We start from the raw sequence: 17249 nt of genomic DNA on the forward strand, positions 1-17249 counted from the left end.
CGGAGGCGGAAATGACCAACCCTCATTTCAGGAAACTGCTCGGCGCACTGGTCGCCACATCGATCCAGTTCGGCACGCTCGGTTTCGCGTTTGCCGATACCACCATTCTCAACGTGTCCTACGATCCGACACGCGAACTCTACAAGGCCTATGACGAGGCCTTCGTCGCCCACTGGAAGGCCGAGACCGGCGAGACGGTCACCATCCAGCAATCGCATGGCGGATCGGGCGCCCAGGCCCGCGCCGTGATCGACGGCCTCGACGCCGATGTGGTGACGCTGGCGCTCGAAGGCGACATCAACGCCATCGCCACCAAGTCGAAGAAGATCAATCCCGACTGGCGCAAGAAGTTCGAGAACAATTCGGCCCCCTACACCTCGACCATCATCTTCCTGGTCCGCAAGGGCAACCCGAAGGGCATCCACGACTGGAGCGATCTGGTCAAGGACGGCGTCCAGGTGATCACGCCGAACCCGAAGACGTCGGGCGGCGCTCGCTGGAACTACCTCGCCGCCTGGGCCTACGCCAATGCCAATGATGGCGGCGACGAGGCCAAGAACAAGGAATTCGTCGGCAAGCTCTACGCCAATGCTCCGGTGCTCGACACCGGTGCCCGCGGCTCGACCGTCACCTTCGCGCAAAAGGGCATTGGCGACGTGCTGATCGGCTGGGAAAACGACGCCTATCTGGCACTCAATGAATTCGGCGCCGACAATTTCGAGATCGTGTATCCGCCGACCTCGATCCTGGCCGAGCCGCCGGTGGCGATCGTCGACGCCAATGTCGACGCCAAGGGCACCCGCAAGGTCGCCGAAGCCTATCTCGGCTGGCTCTACTCCAAGGAAGCCCAGACGATCATTGCCAAGAACCACTATCGTCCGGCCAAGCCCGAGCTGGTGGATCCGGCGGATATTCCGAAGACGCCTGAAATCAAGCTGATCTCCATCGACGATCCGCTTTTCGGCGGCTGGAAGAAGGCACAGCCTTATCATTTCGGCGACGGTGGTATATTCGACCAGATCTACAAGCCGGCCCAGTGAGCTAAAATCTAGATCAGGACGACATGACCATAGCACCCGCCAAGGCGGGGTGGCGGTTCAGACAGCCGAGCGTCATTCCGGGTTTCGGACTGACGCTCGGCTTCTCGCTTGCCTACCTCACGCTCATCATCCTCATTCCCCTGTCGGGCCTCATCTGGCGTTCGGCAGCACTCGGCTGGACCGATTTCTGGGCGATCGCCACGGACCGCCGCACCCTCAACGCGCTCGAAATCAGCTTCGGCGCCGCCTTCATCGCGGCAGCCGTCAACGTCGTCTTCGGCACGCTCGTCGCTTGGGTGCTGGTGCGCTACCGCTTCCCCGGCCGCCGTATCGTCGACGCCATGGTCGACCTGCCCTTCGCGCTGCCGACGGCAGTGGCCGGCATCGCGCTGACCACGCTCTACGCGCCCAATGGCTGGATCGGCCATCTGCTGGCGCCGCTTGGCATCAAGGTCGCCTATACCCCGCTCGGCATCGTGGTGGCATTGGTCTTCATCGGCCTGCCCTTCGTCGTGCGCACGGTGCAGCCGATCATGGAGGAGATCGACAAGGAAGTGGAGGAGGCCGCAGCAACGCTCGGCGCCAACCGCTTCCAGATCATCACCCGCATCCTGTTTCCGGGCCTGGCGCCGGCCATCGTCACCGGCTTTTCACTGGCCTTCGCCCGCGGCGTCGGCGAATACGGCTCGGTCATCTTCATTGCCGGCAACCTGCCCTACAAGTCGGAGATCGCGCCGCTTCTGATCGTCATCCGGCTGGAGGAATACAACTATCCGGCAGCGACCGCGATCGCCGCGATCATGCTTTTGCTGTCGTTCCTGATGCTGCTGGTCATCAACCTGGCACAGTCATGGAGTCGCAAGCGCTATGGCTGACCCCGAAATCAAATCCTACGAGCCGCATCACGAGAGCCAGTCGGCGGCAGTGACCGAAAGCCTGCCGGTGCGGCTGCTGCTGATGGCGGTGGCCTTCGCCTTCCTCGTCATCTTCGTGCTCCTGCCGCTGATCATTGTCTTTCACGAGGCGCTGGCCAAAGGCCTCGGCGCCTATACGGAATCGCTGTCCAATCCCGATACGCGTTCGGCGATCCGGCTGACCCTGCTGGTGGCGGCCATCGCCGTGCCGCTCAACGTCGTCTTCGGCATCTCCGCCGCCTGGGCGATCGCCAAGTTCGAGTTCAAGGGCAAGGCGTTCCTGACCACGCTGATCGACCTGCCCTTCTCCGTCTCGCCCGTCATCTCAGGCCTGGTCTATGTGCTTTTGTTCGGCGCTCAGGGGCTGCTCGGCGAATGGCTGAAGGCGCACGGCATCCAGATCCTGTTCGCCGTGCCCGGCATCGTGCTCGCCACCGTCTTCGTCACCTTCCCGTTCGTTGCCCGCGAACTGATCCCGCTGATGCAGGAACAGGGCAATGGCGATGAGGAGGCGGCGCTGTCGCTCGGCGCCAATGGCTGGCAGACTTTCTGGTATGTGACGCTGCCCAACGTCAAATGGGGATTGCTCTACGGCGTGCTTCTGTGCAACGCCCGCTCGATGGGCGAATTCGGCGCGGTTTCGGTCGTGTCCGGCCACATACGCGGGCTGACCAACACCATGCCGCTGCATGTCGAAATCCTCTACAACGAGTACAACGCCGTTGGCGCCTTTGCCGTCGCTTCGCTGCTTGCCGGCCTGGCTTTGGTGACGCTGGTCTTGAAAACACTTCTCGAGATGCGCTACGGCGCCGAGATCGCCGCGACGCGCGGACACTGATAGAGGGATTTTCATGGAAGTTCGCGTTGCCAACGTGCGCAAGGAGTTTGACCGGTTCCCGGCCCTCCATGACGTATCGCTTGACATCAAGTCGGGTGAGCTGATCGCGCTGCTGGGGCCGTCGGGTTCCGGCAAGACGACACTGCTCAGATTGATTGCAGGGCTCGAGCGGCCGACGCGCGGAAAGATCTTCTTCGGCGACGACGATGCCTCGCAGAAGTCGATCCAGGAGCGCAATGTCGGCTTCGTCTTCCAGCACTATGCGCTGTTCCGGCACATGACGGTCGCCGACAATATCGGTTTTGGCCTGAAGGTCCGGCATGGGCCGTCGCGCCCGCCGGCGACGGAGATCCGCCGCCGCGCCTCAGAATTGCTCGACCTCGTCCAGCTTTCCGGCCTGGAAAAGCGCTATCCGGCTCAGCTCTCCGGCGGCCAGCGCCAGCGCGTGGCGCTTGCCCGCGCCATGGCGATCGAGCCCAAAGTGCTTTTGCTCGACGAGCCGTTCGGCGCGCTCGATGCGCAGGTGCGTAGGGAATTGCGCCGCTGGCTGCGCGAGATCCATGACCGCACCGGCCACACCACCGTCTTTGTGACCCACGACCAGGAAGAGGCGTTGGAGCTTGCCGACCGCGTCGTGGTGATGAGCCAGGGTCGCATCGAGCAGGTCGGCTCCGCCGACGAGATCTACGACACGCCGAACTCGCCCTTCGTCTACTCCTTCATCGGTGAATCGAGCACGCTTCCCGTAAAGGTCGAGGACGGCCAGGTCTGGATCGCCGACCGGCCGATCGGGCTGTCCGCGCCGCATGCGCCGAGTGGCGAGGCAGTCCTCTACTTCCGCCCGCACGATGTCGAACTGCTCGACGGGTGCAGCGGCTGCATCGCCGGCACGGTCGCCGCCAGCCGCCGCGTCGCCGGCACCAGGCGCGTCGAACTCGAAATTGGCGGCGAACGCCAGCGCGTCGAGATCGAACTTCCCGTCGACCATCCAGCGGCGCAGAAGAGCCGGGTGGCGTTCAGGCCGCGGCGGTGGAAGCTTTTCCCGGCGGCATAGTCCTCGACGTCTAATCCTCGATCAGTTGCTACTCCAGCCAGTTCTCGACCTTAAGGCCCTTAATCCGGCTGAACTCGCCTGTATTGGCTGTTACCAGCGTGATCCCCAGCGCACAGGCGTGGGAAGCAATGAAAAGGTCATTGTGGCCGATCGGCTGGCCCCGGGCCTCCAGCTCGGCACGAAGTGCGCCGTATTCGCTATCCACCGGCACATCGAGCGGCAGCACAGGTAACTCCGCCAGCAATTCCTCGACCTTGGCGAGCAGCTTGGCCGATCCCTTGCGGGCGCAACCATAACGCAGCTCCGAGGCAACGACGATGCTGGTGCACAGGGCGCCGTCGCCCTCGCGAGCCGCCGCACCGGCGGCTTTGCCAGCCGGATTTCGGATCATGTCGCTGATGATGTTGGTGTCGAGCATGAACCGCATCAGAAGATGTCCTCGGGCCTGACGGGCACATCACGGATCTCGGGAAAGTCGTCTTCAGGACCAAGCGGCGGCTCTTTCGCCCATTGGGCAAGCAGTGCCGTGAGGCCGGGTTTGCGGACCGGCTCGATGATCAGACGGTCGCCGTCGCGGCTGATCAGGACTTTTTCGCCGGGAAGCTCGAACTCGACGGGAATGCGCACTGCCTGGCTGCGGTTGTTGCGAAAGAGCTTCGCTTCCCTCGGCGGCGTTGAATGGCGGTGTTGCGGCATGGCTGCGCGTCCTTGTATATGCCATATGTATATGCCAAAACGGCAAGATGCAATCATTCTGCGACGCTTTGGAAGGAAATCCTACCAACCGGCTGTTTCAGCAATACTTTTTCTCACCACTGGATAATGGACCCGGACTGCGTGTCTGGCGGCGCTGGACATGGTCCTATTATGTTGGCGCATTATATCGAAGCATTCGAACCGGCATTCTCAAGGAGCCCCTTTTTCATGAAGCGATTTTTCCTCAGTGTCGCCACCGCCGCCAGCCTGTTCCTCACCTCCTCGCAAGCCTGGTCGGCCGACAACTTGCTCAACGCTTCCTATGATGTCGGGCGCGAATTGTTTGTCCAGGTGAACAAGGCTTTCATCGCCGGCCATCCCGGCGTCACCGTCGACCAGTCGCATGCCGGCACCTCGGCACAGGCGCGCGCCATCGCCGAAGGCCTTGGCGCTGACGTGGTCACCTTCAACCAGGTCACCGACATCGACTTCCTGGTCAAGAAGGGCCTCGTCTCCGCCGACTGGCAGAAGGATTTCCCCGACAACGCCTCGCCCTTCTATTCGCTGCCGTCCTTCCTGGTGCGTGCCGGCAATCCCAAGCACATCAAGGACTGGAACGACCTCGTGCGCGACGACGTGCAGGTGATCTTCCCCAACCCGAAAACCTCGGGCAATGCGCGCTACACCTATCTGGCGGCGACCGCCTACGCCAAGGAGGCCTTCAAGGGCGACGACGCCAAGGTGAAGGAGTTCGTCACCAAGCTGTTCAACAACGTGCCGATCTTCGATACGGGCGGCCGCGCCGCCACCACGACCTTCGTCCAGCGCGAGATCGGCGACGTGCTGATCACCTTCGAGTCGGAAACGCGCGGCATCCGCAGGGAGTATGGCGACGACAAGTTCGAACAGGTTACCCCAACTGTCAGCCTGCTTGCCGAATTCCCGGTGGCGATCGTCGACAAGGTCGCCGACGAGCACGGCACGCGCGATCTGGCTAAATCCTATCTAGACTTCCTCTACACGCCGGAGGGCCAGAATATTGCGGCTGAAAATGGCCTGAGGATCCGCAATGCTGAAGTCGCGGCCAAATACAAGGCTGACTTCCCCGATGTCCGCCTGCTGACGGTCGAAGACGTGTTCGGCGGCTGGGACAAGGTGCAGAAGGAACACTTCGCCGCCGGCGGCCTGCTCGACCAGACTTATGGCAGCCGCTGACAGCAGCAGCGTCCGACCTGAACAGGAAAGCCGGCTCTTTGCCGGCTTTTTCGTTTTTGCGCGCCGACAAACGGCTTTCCGCCCGAATCCGGCGGCATATGTGAAAAACGTTACAAAGAATCAACGCCTTTGTGCCTAACCTCTCAACCGGGCGGCTTGTTCTACGCGAAACCGGGTTGTTCAGGCGAAACGTCATGATTTGCACACAAACAACCGCCAGATGCGGGTGGTTGGGGTTTTCATGAACTGAATCGGGCATGCTTACCAAAAAAGGCAAATACGGCCTCAAGGCCCTCGTGCATCTTTCCGGCCTGCCGGTCGGCCAGCTTGCATTCGTCAACGACATTGCGGTCGCCAACAACATCCCGAAGAAATTCCTGGATGCAATTCTGGGCGAGCTGCGCAATGCCGGTTTTGTGCTGAGCCGCAAGGGCAAGGAAGGCGGCTATCGCCTCGCCCGGCCCGCTTCCGAGATCAAGATCGGCCACGTCGTGCGCGTGCTTGACGGACCGCTCGCGCCGATCCCTTGCGCCAGCCGCACCCAGTACCAGCGCTGCGAGGATTGCGACGAGGCGACCTGCCAGGTCCGGCACATGATGCTGGAGGTGCGCCAGGCCATCGCCGAGGTGCTGGATAACAGAAGCCTCGCCGCCATGCGCGATGCCGACAATGACGATTTTCCGGTCGAACTGACGTCGCAGATTTAGATAAGTTCGAACCCTGAATGGCGTTCACGGCCTGCCGGCGCCGATTGCGCGCCCGTGGCAGACGCAGTAAAGCGATTTTCGGACGCGCAAGAACAGGTGGACACCGGTCGGATGAGGCTGCCGTGGTTGGGAAAATCCCGGAAAGCCGACCGGACACCGTCGTCCGCCGTCATTTACCATACTGAAATCATCGCCGATCTCCTGGTGCTCGAGCGGGCCGAGCATGTGCGCTTCTTCAGCCGCAAGCTGGTTCGCCCCGGCAAGTTGCGTACCTTCAACAACAGGGATTTTCGCGAGCTGGTGCTGGCCGCCTTCTATCTCGGCGTCGCGGCATTGCTGCCGGTCAGTTGGTGGGCAGCGATCTGCAGCCGCGTATCGGGGCTGCGCCTCAAGCGCCATATCCGCAAGGACTTCGTGCGCTACGCCGCCGCGACGCGCGCGGTGCTCGGCAACGGCATCGATGCGCAAAGGCAGTTCAGGGCCCTGCTCTACGCCAACCACCGCAGGCGATTGCTGCTTGCCGCGCATCTCGTCGGCCGCCGCTGGTCACCCGATATCCAACTTGAGGGCCTGGAGGGCCTGCAAGCGGCGCTGAAGCGCGGCCACGGCGCCATCATCTGGTGCGATCAATTCACTGCCCAGACCATCATCGGCAAGCGCGCGCTTTATGAAGCCGGCATCGAGGCGCACCAGCTCAGTGTCAGCGCTCACGGCATCTCCGACTCGACCTTCGGCCTGCGCTTCCTGAACCCGCCAATGGTCCGGGTCGAGAACCGTTTCCTGAAAAGCCGGATCGTCTTCGATCGCAGCGATGCCTACCAGGTCACCGGCCGGATCCAGAAGATCCTTGGCAACAACGGCGTCGTGCTGGTGACCAACACCGTGCATGCCGGTTCGACATTCACCGAAGTCGGGATCGGCGAGAGCGGCTGGACCCACCTCGCCTCGGCGCCGACGAATTTCGCCGCCAGAGGCAAGGCGGCGCTGTTTTCCATGTCGACCTTCGAGACCGATCCGTTCCGCCAGTACCGCGCTATCCTGAGTCCCGAACTGGTGCCGGCCCCGGCGGGAACCGCTGAGCCCACGACAAGAGCCGGCGGCGCCAAGAACATGGCATTGCAGGCCGAGTACATCCTGCTCAAGCGCGACCGCTTGCTGGAGGCGCTGAAACTCTATCCCGAGCAAATGATGATCTGGTCCGGTGCCGACCGGTTCACCGAACGGCCGGAAAACGCCTTGCCCGATGAGGGTGGTTCATGATTTTGCGCCGGCCAGCAGGCTGGAAACGGCGCTAACGATGTCGGCCACTGGAAGCGTGGCGTCGACCGTCAGCGCCTGCTCGTCGGCGCCAGGCGGCTCAAGGATGGCGAACTGGCTTTCGACCAGGCTTGTCGGCATGAAATGCCCCTTGCGGGTGGCGACGCGCTGCTTGGCGGTGGCGGGATCGATCTTTAGATAGATGAAGACAATGTCCCCACGAAAGCCGCGTAGACGTTCGCGATAGCTGCGCTTCAGCGCCGAGCAGGCGGCGACCACGCCCTGGCCGCTGCCGGCTAGGTCCGCGATCCGTTCGCCAATGGCATCGAGCCAGCCTTCGCGAAGCTGATCGGTGAGCGGCTCACCGCTCGCCATGCGCGCGACGTTTTCGGGTGGGTGCAGCCTGTCGCCTTCGACAAAGACGACCCCTTCCGCTGCTGCCAGCGCCTTGCCGACGGCAGACTTGCCACAGCCGGCGACGCCCATCACCACGATGGCCCGAGGCACTGGGCCGGGAGCGCCCGTTGGCGCCTGTGCCTCGTTCACGGTCAGCGGCTTGCCGGCGCGCGGCCGTAGAGCAGGAGCATGGCGACGATGACGACGCCATAGATGATCTGCCGGCCTGCCTCGGGCATCTGCATGACCGAAAGGATGGATTGCAGGAGCGTGATCAGGATGACGCCGGCGACGGTGCCGAGATAGGAGCCGCGACCACCGAGGATCGAGGTGCCGCCCAGCACCACGGCGGCGATCGACGGCAGGAGATAGGCATCACCCATCGACTGCGCCGCCTTGGAAGCATAGCCGGCGAGAAGCACCCCGCCAAAGGCGGACAGCCCGCCCGATATGGCGAAGGCGATCATGACCACGCGCCTTGTGTCGATGCCGGAGAGATAGGCGGCACGCTCGCGGTTGCCGATGCCGTAGACGCTGCGGCCGAAGCTGGTGCGGGTCAGCATGAGCACCATCGCAGCACCGATCAACGCCCAGATGATGACTGCGTTGGGCACGCCCGGAATGGCAAAACCTGTCGCAAGATAACGCATGGCGCCGGTAGCCGAATCCTGTGGCGAGAAGCCACCTGTATAGACGACCATGAGCCCTTGCGCGACGGCGTTGGTGGCGAGTGTGATGATCATCGAGGGGATGCGCAGATAGGCGACACCGATGCCGTTGACGATGCCGATCAGCACGCCGCAAAAGATGCCAAACGGAATGGCCAGCGCCACACCGATCGGGCCATAGGCCGCGGCCGCGGCCGCCATCATGGCGCCGACCGCCACCGACCACGGCACCGACAGATCGATCTGGCCGAGCAGGATGACCAGCATCATGCCGGTGGCGATGACACCAAGGAACGACGCCACCTTGAGCTGCTGCAACAGATATTCCGGTGACAGGAAGCTGCGCGAATAGAGGCTGCCGAGAAACAGCAACAGCACGATGCAGGCAAAGGCGGTGAGCACCGCCGGATCGGCGCGGCGGATGAATTTCGGCATGCGCCCGGCGATGCCGCCGATGGTCGTCTCGCTCACAGGAACCACTCCAGCCGGTTGCGGACCCGAAACAGGGCGAAGGCGCCGAGGCTGACCGCGATCAGCAGGATAACGCCCTGGAACAGCGGCTGCCAGAGCGGGTCGAAATCGAAGACGAACAGCAGGTCGCCGATGGTGCGGAAGGCGAGCGCGCCGAAGATGGCCCCGATGGCGCTGCCTTTGCCGCCGAACAGCGAAACGCCGCCCAGCACGACGGCGGCGATCGAGAACAGCGTGTAGGCGTTGCCGCTGGCATAGGCCGCGTCGCCCGTATAGGTGAAGAAGGTCAGGAACAGCCCGCCGATCGCCGCCAGCAGCCCGGCAAGCGCGTAGGCGGCGAACTTGCCGCGCCGGATCGGCACACCTGACATGTAGGCCGCCGTCTCGGATGAGCCTGCTGCGTAAGCGGCACGGCCAAGCACCGAACGGCTGAACGGCACCCAGACGATCAGCACCACGGCGAACAGCGCGACCAGGCTCGCCGGCACCACGCCGAAGAGGCGCCCGGTGAGCGCATCGGCCAGATCCTCATTGACCGAGCCGCCCGGGAACGGCCTGAGCAGCAATGCGATGCCGAAATAGACGGCACCCGTGGCGATGGTGGCCACGATCGGCTGCAGTCGGCCGTAGATGACGATGGCGCCATTGATCGCGCCGCACAACAGCCCGGTGCCGAGCACGGCGACGACGCCGAAGGCGGTCTCGAGGCCGGTGCCGATGACCAGCCAGGAGGCGAGGCAATTGGTCAGCGTGAAGATCATGCCGACGGAAAGGTCGATGCCGGCGGTGATCACCACCAGGGTCTGCGCCATGGCGACGAAGGCGAGCAGCACGCCCTTGTTGGAGGCCGTCTGCACCACATTGGCGGTAAATCCCGCCGGATGGTTCGCGGTGTAGATCGCGAACATGAGGATGAAGATGGCGAACGCCAGCAGCGTTCCGCGTTGTTCGGCAAGCCAGTAGCGCCAATCCTTCACGCGTCCGCTCCGTGGCTAGGGGTGGCGTCGCCGCCATGGATGTTGAGCGCGCTGGCAATCAGCGCCCGTTCGGTGATCTCGGCGCCGACCAGCTCTCGCTTGACCGCGCCGTCATAGAGCACCAACACCCGGTCGCAGCAGCCGATCAGCTCGTCATAGTCGGTTGAGTAGAACAGGATAGCGGCACCCGCGTCCGCAAGCTTGCGCATCAGTTGATACAGCTCTTGCTTGGTGCCGACATCGATACCGCGCGTCGGATCGTTGAGCAGGATGATGCGCGGCTGGCGCATCAGCCATTTGGCGATGACGACCTTCTGCTGGTTGCCGCCCGACAGCGCGCCGACCGGAATGTCGAGGCCCGCCGTCTTGATCGCCAGCAGCCCCACCATGTCGTCGATCAGCCGCTGCTCGGCGGCGCGGTCGATGATGCCGCCTTTGGACAGTCGGTCGAGAGCCGCGAAGGAGAGGTTTTCGCGCACCGTCATCGGCAGCATCAACCCTTCCGTCTTGCGATCCTCGGGGATCAGCGCCATGCCGATCCGGTCGTCGCGCGCCGCCGCCGGACTGGCGATCGCCACCGGCTTGCCATCGATCAGGATCTCTCCGGAGAGACCGCGCAGCACGCCGAAGAAGGCAAGCAGCAACTCGCGCTGGCCCTGGCCGTCGAGGCCGCCAAGGCCCACCACCTCGCCAGCCGCGACGGTCAGCGAGACATTGTCCAGCCGGTCTGTCCACGACAGGTTGCGCGCTTCAAGCACCGGGACAGCAGTAGCCGGCAGGCGCACTGGCTTGGGCGGAAAAATATGGCTGTATTCTCGCCCGATCATCAACTCGACGACCTCATTGTCGCTCTTGGAGCCGGCGGCATAGCTGGCGACATTGCGGCCGTTGCGAAACACCGTGCACTGGTCGGCGAGCTCTGCGATCTCGTTCATCCGGTGCGAGATGTAGAGCAGCGCCAGCCCTTCCCCACGCAACCGCTTCAGCACCGCGAAGATCTTGGCGACATCGGCGGCAGCCAGCGCCGACGTTGCCTCGTCGAGGATCAGGATGCGCGGCTTCCTGGCCAATGCCTTGGCGATCTCGACCATCTGCCGTCTTGAAAGCGGAAGATCCTTGACCAGCGCCAGCGGATGGATGTCGGCCGCACCCGCGCGGGCAAGGGCTTCTTCGGCGATGCGGCGCTGCGCCTTGCGGTCGATCATGCCGAACCGTGTCGGCGGGTCGGAAATGACGATGTTGTCGGCGACGCTGAGCTCGGGGACAAGCGACAGTTCCTGGAAGATGCAGACGATGCCGGCCTGGTTGGCCGCGGCCGGCGAGGCAAAGCTGACCTCACGCCCGTCCAGCGTCATCGTGCCCTCGTCGGGCGCCACCACGCCGGCCATGACCTTGATCAGCGTCGATTTGCCGGCGCCATTTTCGCCGAGGATGCCGTGGATGCTGCCCGATGTGACCGAAAGTTCGGCCTTCTCCAGCGCACGCACGCCGCCATAGCGCTTGGAAATGCCTTCCATGCGAAAGAGTGGAGCTGCACCGTCCATCAGCCCTCCGGGGCAGTTTTATGGATTGAGATGGCAAGCGGTTCGGCGCCGCGGAGCATCCCGCGGCGCCGATTGTGCAGCCTATTGGTCGGCCTTGGTCTGGCCCATGATTTCCTGCGCGGTGAAATTGATGCCGCAGGTCGGGAAGGAATTGCCGACGAAGAAATTGTCGGACTGGTCAGGGAAGTAGTCCTGGCCTTCCTTGAAGTTCGGATCCTCGACGATGGCGAGCGGCAGCTTGACCGATTGCGGTACGACCTGACCCTCAAGTGCGGCGATCGCCGTCTTGATGGCGACCGCGACCTGGGCAGGACCAGTGCCGGCCGAGGAGCATTTCAGGCCGTCCGCCGCGTGCGCCGCGCAGAATTTGCGGAAACCGTTCTCGGTTTCGCCGCCGAACGGCACGAACGGATGCTTGGCGTCGATCATCGCCTGGACGATGCCTGTGTCGCCGCCCTGGCCGGTGATGCCGACGAACGGACCATTGGTGGCGATCGCGTCAGCCGTGACCTTCTGCGCTGTCGGATCATCCCACTTGCCGGCGACTTCGGTGACGTCCCATTTCTTGCCCGAGGCGTCGAAGGCCTCATGGATGCCGTTGTGGCGGTCGGTATCGACCGAAGTGCCGGCAACGCCGCGCACTTCAAGTATCTTGCCGCCATCCGGTATATGGTTGATTAGCCATTTGCCCCACAGTTCGCCAAGACCCTTCTGGTCCACGTTGACGTTGATGGCGTCCTTGGTGTCGAGGATGTTGTCGAAGGCGACCAGCACGACGCCGGCTTCCTTGGCGCGCTTGATGACCGGCCCGAAGGCGGTCGGATTCTGCGCGTTGACGACGATCGCGTCAAAACCGGAATCGATGAAGTTGTTGATCGCCGAGATTTGCGCCGGCACATCCTCGCCGGTCGATACGACCTTGAATTCCTTCAACTTTGCCGCGACGTCCTTCTGCGCAGCGTAGGCCTTGGCCGTCTGGATCATCTGGATGCGCCACGTGTTGGCGATATAGCCGTTGGCGAGCGCGATGCGGTATGGGCCTTCCTTCTTGGGGAATTTGAAGAACTGTGTATCGGCCGCCCACGGCGCGAAGCAGTCGGGCTCGGCCGCTGGTCCCTTGACGACTTCAGGTTCGGCCATGGCCGACGAACTCAGCATGACGAATGCAGTGGCGGCAACGATGCCACCAACAAGTGACTTGATCATCGATATTCCTCCCAGTTGCAGTTTAATTTTTGATGCTGCTTGCCGTGGTGCGTTTTTCCACGCCCGGCGAAGGCCCTCCAGCCTTGCGGGCGGCACGTCTCAAGGACCCGAAGCCGGCCCGATCCCCTCCCCCTCGCCGCTTCACGGGCGAGAAACGAAACCTAGCATATTATACATAATAAACAAGCATGAGCTGTTGCTTATGTATAATAAACAGGCCTGGCTCCTCCGCCAAAGTGCCTGTCCGTCGAAAATGGTAGCGCTACCATGACGTTGTGTAAAGCACCATTTGCTCAGGTCGCCAAAGCGTGTTCAGCGTGCCGTGCTCTCGCGGGGCTTGAGCTCGAAACCGAGATCGACAACCCGCTGCTCAGGCCTTCGCCCGGCGATCGCCGCCAGCGCCATGGCAACAGACCGGCGACCGATTTCATAGCGAGGGGTGCGGATGCTGGTGAGCGGCGGGAACGCCGCCTGCATCATCTCGAGGTCGTTGAAGCCGACAATGCCGATTGTCTTTGGCACGTCGAGTGCGGCGCTATGGCATTCGAACAAAACGCCGAGCGCGATATCGTCATTGTTGCAGAAGACGCCGTCGAGTGCCGGCATCTTGGCCAGCGCATCGCGAAGCAGCTCGCGGCCGAGCGTCACGCTGGACAACAGCGGCGTGGTGGTGATCAGCCGCGGGTCGAACAGGCCGGCCTTCTCCATTGCCGCGCGATAGCCGGCAAGGCGTCGCTGCGAGCGCGGATCCATACGCGCGCCGATGAAGCCGATCCGCCGGTAGCCCGCCTCGATCAGATGCTCGGTCGCTGTCCTGCCGCCGTCGAAATGCGAGAAGCCGACTAGCATGTCGACCGGGTCGGGCCCTGTCTCCATCACCTGCACCACCGGGCAGTCGGCGCTCTCCAGCAGTTTTCGCGAGGTCGGCGTCTGGTCGATGCCGGCCACGATCAGTGCCGCCGGACGCTGCGGTGCGAACACCTGCAGCAGGCGCTCCTCCTCGAGGCCGGAATAATGGGTGTTGCCGAGCTGGACGCGGAACGGGCCGTCCGACAGGCTGTCATAGATGCCGCGCACCACTTCGGCGAAGACGTTGTTGGTGAGCGACGGCACAAGCACGCCGAACACATCGGCGCGTGCCGAGGCCAGCGCCCGCGCATTGGGATCCGGCACATAGCCGAGCTCGTCGACGGCGGCTTGGATCTGGCGGCGCAAATCCTGGCTGACGCGGCCGGGCTCGCGAAGGGCTCGCGACACGGTGATGGCGCCAACGCCGGCCTTGCGCGCGACATCGGCGATCGTCGGGCGTCCGCCACCGCGGCGCGAGCGCGGCTTGGTCACGACCTTGCCCCTTGCGCTGCGCGCGATTGCGACCTCGTCGTCTCTGTCGCCATGTTTGTCCGGCTTCCCAACTATGCCATGCCAGCTTGGCGTCGCGCAGCAACTGACGATTGTCAAGCCAACGGCAGGTTGCGGCCTCGCCGGCTGAAGTCCCTCAGGCCGTAACCATGGCCGGGCGCCTAGCCCTCCACATCAGCAAAAGGATAGCCGCCACGTTGACCAGGTTCCACGCGATCCCGTTGAGGAACGCGGCCGCGTAGGAGCCGGTCAGGTCGTAGATCCAGCCCGACATCCAGCCACCTATCGCCATGCCGAAGATCGTCGCCATCATGACGATGCCGATACGCTGGCCGGCCTCCTTGGCGGGCAGGTATTCGCGCACGATGATGGCATAGCAAGGCACGATGCCGCCTTGCGACAGGCCGAACACCAGCGACACGACGTAGAGCGAGGCGAGCCCGTCGAACGGGATGTAAAACAGCAGCGACAGGCATTGCAGCACGGAACCGATAAGCAGCGTTTTCACGCCGCCGATGCGGTCGGCGATAAAGCCGGAGGCGAGCCGGCTGACGACGCCCGCGGCCATCATGATCGACAGCATGTCGGCGCCATGCGCGATGCCGTAGCCGAGATCCATGCAATAGGCGACGATGTGCACCTGCGGCATCGACATTGCCACGCAGCAGCCGAGACCGGCGATGACCAGCAGCATTTGCAGTGCCGCCGAAGAGATTGAAATCGGCTGTACAGGCCGGCTTCCCGGCGAGCCGGCCGCTGCCGCGTCCGGAGCGCCGCGCCGCAGCAACAGCACCAGCGGTATCATGGTGACCAGACAAAAGACGCCGATGGCGGCATAGGTGAAGCGCCAGCCTTCCGCCTTGATCAGCGTCGGCATGATGGTTGGCCAGAGCGCTCCGGCGAGGTAGTTGCCCGCGGCCGCCGCCGTGACGGCGACGCCACGTCGACGGTTGAACCAGTGCGAAATGTCGGCGATCAACGGTCCGAAGATCACCGATGAGCCAATGCCGATCAGCACCCCCTGGGCAAGGGTGAATTGCAGGATCGACGTCGACGCCGCCGCGAGCAGGAGTCCGGCGGCGAGTGCCACCGAGGAGATCAGCGCCGGGATCCAATAACCCATGCGATCGATGGCGCGGCCTACCAGTACATTGCCGGCGGCAAAGCCCACCATGGTTGCGGTGTAAGGCATCGATGCCGCCGCGCGGTCAACACCGAATTCGGCCTGCACGGCCGGCAACACCACGACGACGGCCCACATGCCGACGGCGCCAATCGTCGCCAGCAGGATCGAGATGGCGAGACGCATCCAGGCATAGGAGCTGTCGATGCCAGGGCTGCTCGCCGGATTGGCGACGATGGGGGTCAAGGCGTTTCCTGTCCGCGGTTCCGGGAAGTCGACCAGCGGCACTATCGGCGCATTCGCGGCGACGGGCAGCGCCACAGCGGCCCGATCGGTGGCTCCAGCGGCCAGGCGATTTTTTCGGGAACCGGCGACACTCTGCCTGAGTTTTGCGACAGGAAGGAGTTTGCCATGACCGCGAAGAAGAAATGGTCGGCCGAGGTGACCGAGCATAGCGATGCGATGGACCTCGAGGAGCACATCTTCGAAGCCGACGACGCCAGAAAGATCGCAGCTTCGCTCAAACGCTCGGCCGAGCACAGCGACCGGCGCAAGGCCGAGCCGTTCCAGTCGGCGATGTCGATGCTGAATTTCTACATCAATCGCGCCGGCAAGAACCTCCCGCAGGCCCGCCGGAAAGTGCTTGAGGATGCCAAGGACGAACTGCGCGTCGCCTTCGGTCGGCCGGAGCAGGACTAGTCCTCACAATTGGCTCCGCCAAATTCGCTTGAACTGGACCTAGTGACAGGTCCTCTTTCCCTCCAGTTTGCCAGCCTCGGCATTGCGTTCCCCAAGCCTGCAAAGTGGCGGCATGACGGTCAAGATCGGCATCAATCCCATTACCTGGAGCAATGACGATGTTCCCGAACTCGGCGGCGACACGCCGCTCGAGACCTGCCTGTCGGAAACCAGGCAGGCTGGCTATCGCGGCACCGAGCTCGGCGGCAAATTTCCCAGGCGAAGCGACGAGCTTGGAGCGATCCTGTCGTCCTATCGGCTGGAGCTCGTCTCCGGCTGGTATGACGGCCGCATTCTCGACCGCACGGTCGACGAGGAATTCTCCGCCATCACGCCGCATCTGACCTTGCTGCGCGACCTCGGCGCCAAGGTTGTCGTCTATGCCGACACATCACGCGGTCGGCATGACGGTATCTTTGCCCCGATCTCGCAGCGCCCGCGTCTCGCCGATGACGAATGGGCCGCCTATGGCGAGAAGCTGACCGAGCTCGCCGACCGTATGGCCGCCTTCGGCGTCGGCATGGCTTTCCATCATCACATGGGCACCATCGTCGAGACCGATGAGGAGGTCGACAGGCTGATGGCGGTCACCGGGAAATCCGTCGGCCTGCTGTTCGACACCGGCCATTGCCTGTTTTCGGGCGGTGACCCGGCCTCTCTCCTGAACCGGCATCTCGACCGCATCGTGCATTTCCATTGCAAGGACGTCCGCGCGGCCGTGCTGGAAAAAGCGCGGCGCCAGGACATGAGCTTCATGGCTGCGGTGATGGAGGGTATTTTCACCGTGCCCGGCGATGGTTCCGTCGATTTCCTGTCGCTGCTGCAGCCACTCGCCAAACGCGGTTACGAAGGCTGGATCGTCGTCGAGGCCGAACAGGATCCGGCCAAGGCGCATCCCTTGACCTATGCCACGAAGGGTTACGCTTCGCTTCTCGCCACGGCCCGCAAGGCCGGGTTTGAGGTAGCGACACGGGACTTGGCCTGACCATCGCCGGGGGCTGGTGGTTGGCCGGTTGGGCGCCGCCTCGGTAGGGGTAGCGACGCGA

Annotated in this window: 18 protein-coding genes; 9 read left to right on the forward strand and 9 right to left on the reverse strand. The window is 63.4% G+C overall.

What is annotated here, in order from left to right; genetic code table 11:
- The first annotated feature begins 11 nt into the window (after positions 1-11).
- From AC1D1N_RS09390 to AC1D1N_RS09405, 4 genes are read left to right on the forward strand one after another with little or no spacing between them, the layout of a single operon-like run.
- Complete coding sequence (locus AC1D1N_RS09390; RefSeq protein WP_436260694.1) at positions 12-1040, forward strand: sulfate ABC transporter substrate-binding protein; 1029 nt, start codon at positions 12-14, stop codon at positions 1038-1040.
- A gap of 23 nt (positions 1041-1063) precedes the next feature.
- A complete protein-coding gene (gene cysT, locus AC1D1N_RS09395) occupies positions 1064-1915 on the forward strand; it encodes a sulfate ABC transporter permease subunit CysT (protein ID WP_192258530.1) in 852 nt (283 codons plus the stop codon).
- On the forward strand, positions 1908-2792 hold the full coding sequence (gene cysW / locus AC1D1N_RS09400; RefSeq protein WP_112560300.1) for a sulfate ABC transporter permease subunit CysW: 885 nt from the start codon (positions 1908-1910) through the stop codon (positions 2790-2792). Before cysT ends, cysW begins: the two co-directional genes overlap by 8 nt.
- A gap of 13 nt (positions 2793-2805) precedes the next feature.
- Positions 2806-3846: a sulfate/molybdate ABC transporter ATP-binding protein gene (locus AC1D1N_RS09405; protein WP_436260695.1), complete on the forward strand. Its 1041-nt coding sequence runs from the start codon at positions 2806-2808 to the stop codon at positions 3844-3846.
- Positions 3847-3874: 28 nt separating this feature from the next.
- Here the strand turns inward: AC1D1N_RS09405 and AC1D1N_RS09410 are convergent, their stop codons facing one another.
- Both AC1D1N_RS09410 and AC1D1N_RS09415 read right to left on the reverse strand, forming a co-directional pair.
- Positions 3875-4273 carry a type II toxin-antitoxin system VapC family toxin gene (locus tag AC1D1N_RS09410; protein ID WP_436260696.1) on the reverse strand — a complete coding sequence of 133 codons (399 nt, stop codon included), beginning with the start codon at positions 4271-4273 and terminating at the stop codon, positions 3875-3877.
- Positions 4273-4542, reverse strand: coding sequence for an antitoxin (locus AC1D1N_RS09415; protein WP_192258533.1), 270 nt, complete (start codon positions 4540-4542; stop codon positions 4273-4275). The genes AC1D1N_RS09410 and AC1D1N_RS09415 overlap by 1 nt, the downstream gene beginning before the upstream one ends.
- Before the next feature lie 228 nt (positions 4543-4770).
- On the opposite strand from AC1D1N_RS09415, the gene AC1D1N_RS09420 reads away from it, so the two are divergent.
- The 3 genes from AC1D1N_RS09420 (at position 4771) to AC1D1N_RS09430 (ending at position 7724) form a co-directional block, all read left to right on the forward strand.
- Complete coding sequence (locus AC1D1N_RS09420) at positions 4771-5757, forward strand: sulfate ABC transporter substrate-binding protein (protein WP_477348097.1); 987 nt, start codon at positions 4771-4773, stop codon at positions 5755-5757.
- Positions 5758-6014: 257 nt separating this feature from the next.
- Positions 6015-6464, forward strand: a complete 450-nt coding sequence (locus AC1D1N_RS09425; RefSeq protein WP_112394487.1) for an RrF2 family transcriptional regulator — start codon at positions 6015-6017, stop codon at positions 6462-6464.
- 111 nt (positions 6465-6575) lie between these two features.
- A complete protein-coding gene (locus AC1D1N_RS09430) occupies positions 6576-7724 on the forward strand; it encodes a hypothetical protein (protein WP_477348098.1) in 1149 nt (382 codons plus the stop codon).
- On the opposite strand, the gene AC1D1N_RS09435 is transcribed toward AC1D1N_RS09430, so the two are convergent.
- The 7 genes from AC1D1N_RS09435 to AC1D1N_RS09465 all read right to left on the reverse strand — a co-directional run bounded on the left by AC1D1N_RS09435 (position 7719) and on the right by AC1D1N_RS09465 (position 15651).
- On the reverse strand, positions 7719-8207 hold the full coding sequence (locus AC1D1N_RS09435; RefSeq protein ID WP_477348843.1) for a gluconokinase: 489 nt from the start codon (positions 8205-8207) through the stop codon (positions 7719-7721). The two genes, AC1D1N_RS09430 and AC1D1N_RS09435, sit on opposite strands and share 6 nt — an antisense overlap.
- A gap of 62 nt (positions 8208-8269) precedes the next feature.
- The gene (locus AC1D1N_RS09440; RefSeq protein ID WP_112560474.1) at positions 8270-9256 is read right to left on the reverse strand and encodes an ABC transporter permease; all 987 of its coding nucleotides are present in this window, start codon (positions 9254-9256) and stop codon (positions 8270-8272) included.
- Positions 9253-10233 (reverse strand): ABC transporter permease, encoded by a 981-nt coding sequence (locus AC1D1N_RS09445; RefSeq protein WP_112560295.1) that lies wholly within the window; start codon positions 10231-10233, stop codon positions 9253-9255. The genes AC1D1N_RS09440 and AC1D1N_RS09445 overlap by 4 nt, the downstream gene beginning before the upstream one ends.
- The gene (locus tag AC1D1N_RS09450) at positions 10230-11777 is read right to left on the reverse strand and encodes a sugar ABC transporter ATP-binding protein (protein ID WP_436260700.1); all 1548 of its coding nucleotides are present in this window, start codon (positions 11775-11777) and stop codon (positions 10230-10232) included. Before AC1D1N_RS09450 ends, AC1D1N_RS09445 begins: the two co-directional genes overlap by 4 nt.
- A gap of 81 nt (positions 11778-11858) precedes the next feature.
- Complete coding sequence (locus AC1D1N_RS09455; RefSeq protein ID WP_352583755.1) at positions 11859-12983, reverse strand: sugar ABC transporter substrate-binding protein; 1125 nt, start codon at positions 12981-12983, stop codon at positions 11859-11861.
- Between the two features lie 312 nt (positions 12984-13295).
- Complete coding sequence (gene gntR, locus AC1D1N_RS09460; protein WP_477348101.1) at positions 13296-14324, reverse strand: HTH-type transcriptional regulator GntR; 1029 nt, start codon at positions 14322-14324, stop codon at positions 13296-13298.
- Between the two features lie 154 nt (positions 14325-14478).
- Positions 14479-15651, reverse strand: a complete 1173-nt coding sequence (locus AC1D1N_RS09465; protein WP_477348845.1) for an MFS transporter — start codon at positions 15649-15651, stop codon at positions 14479-14481.
- Between the two features lie 225 nt (positions 15652-15876).
- Here AC1D1N_RS09465 and AC1D1N_RS09470 point away from each other — a divergent pair, with 225 nt between their 5' ends.
- Positions 15877-16164: a DUF3175 domain-containing protein gene (locus AC1D1N_RS09470; RefSeq protein ID WP_436260702.1), complete on the forward strand. Its 288-nt coding sequence runs from the start codon at positions 15877-15879 to the stop codon at positions 16162-16164.
- Between the two features lie 112 nt (positions 16165-16276).
- Positions 16277-17188: a myo-inosose-2 dehydratase gene (gene iolE / locus AC1D1N_RS09475; RefSeq protein ID WP_477348103.1), complete on the forward strand. Its 912-nt coding sequence runs from the start codon at positions 16277-16279 to the stop codon at positions 17186-17188.
- Positions 17189-17249: the final 61 nt, after the last annotated feature.

The sequence above is a fragment of the Mesorhizobium sp. P2_B5 genome (assembly GCF_056404775.1).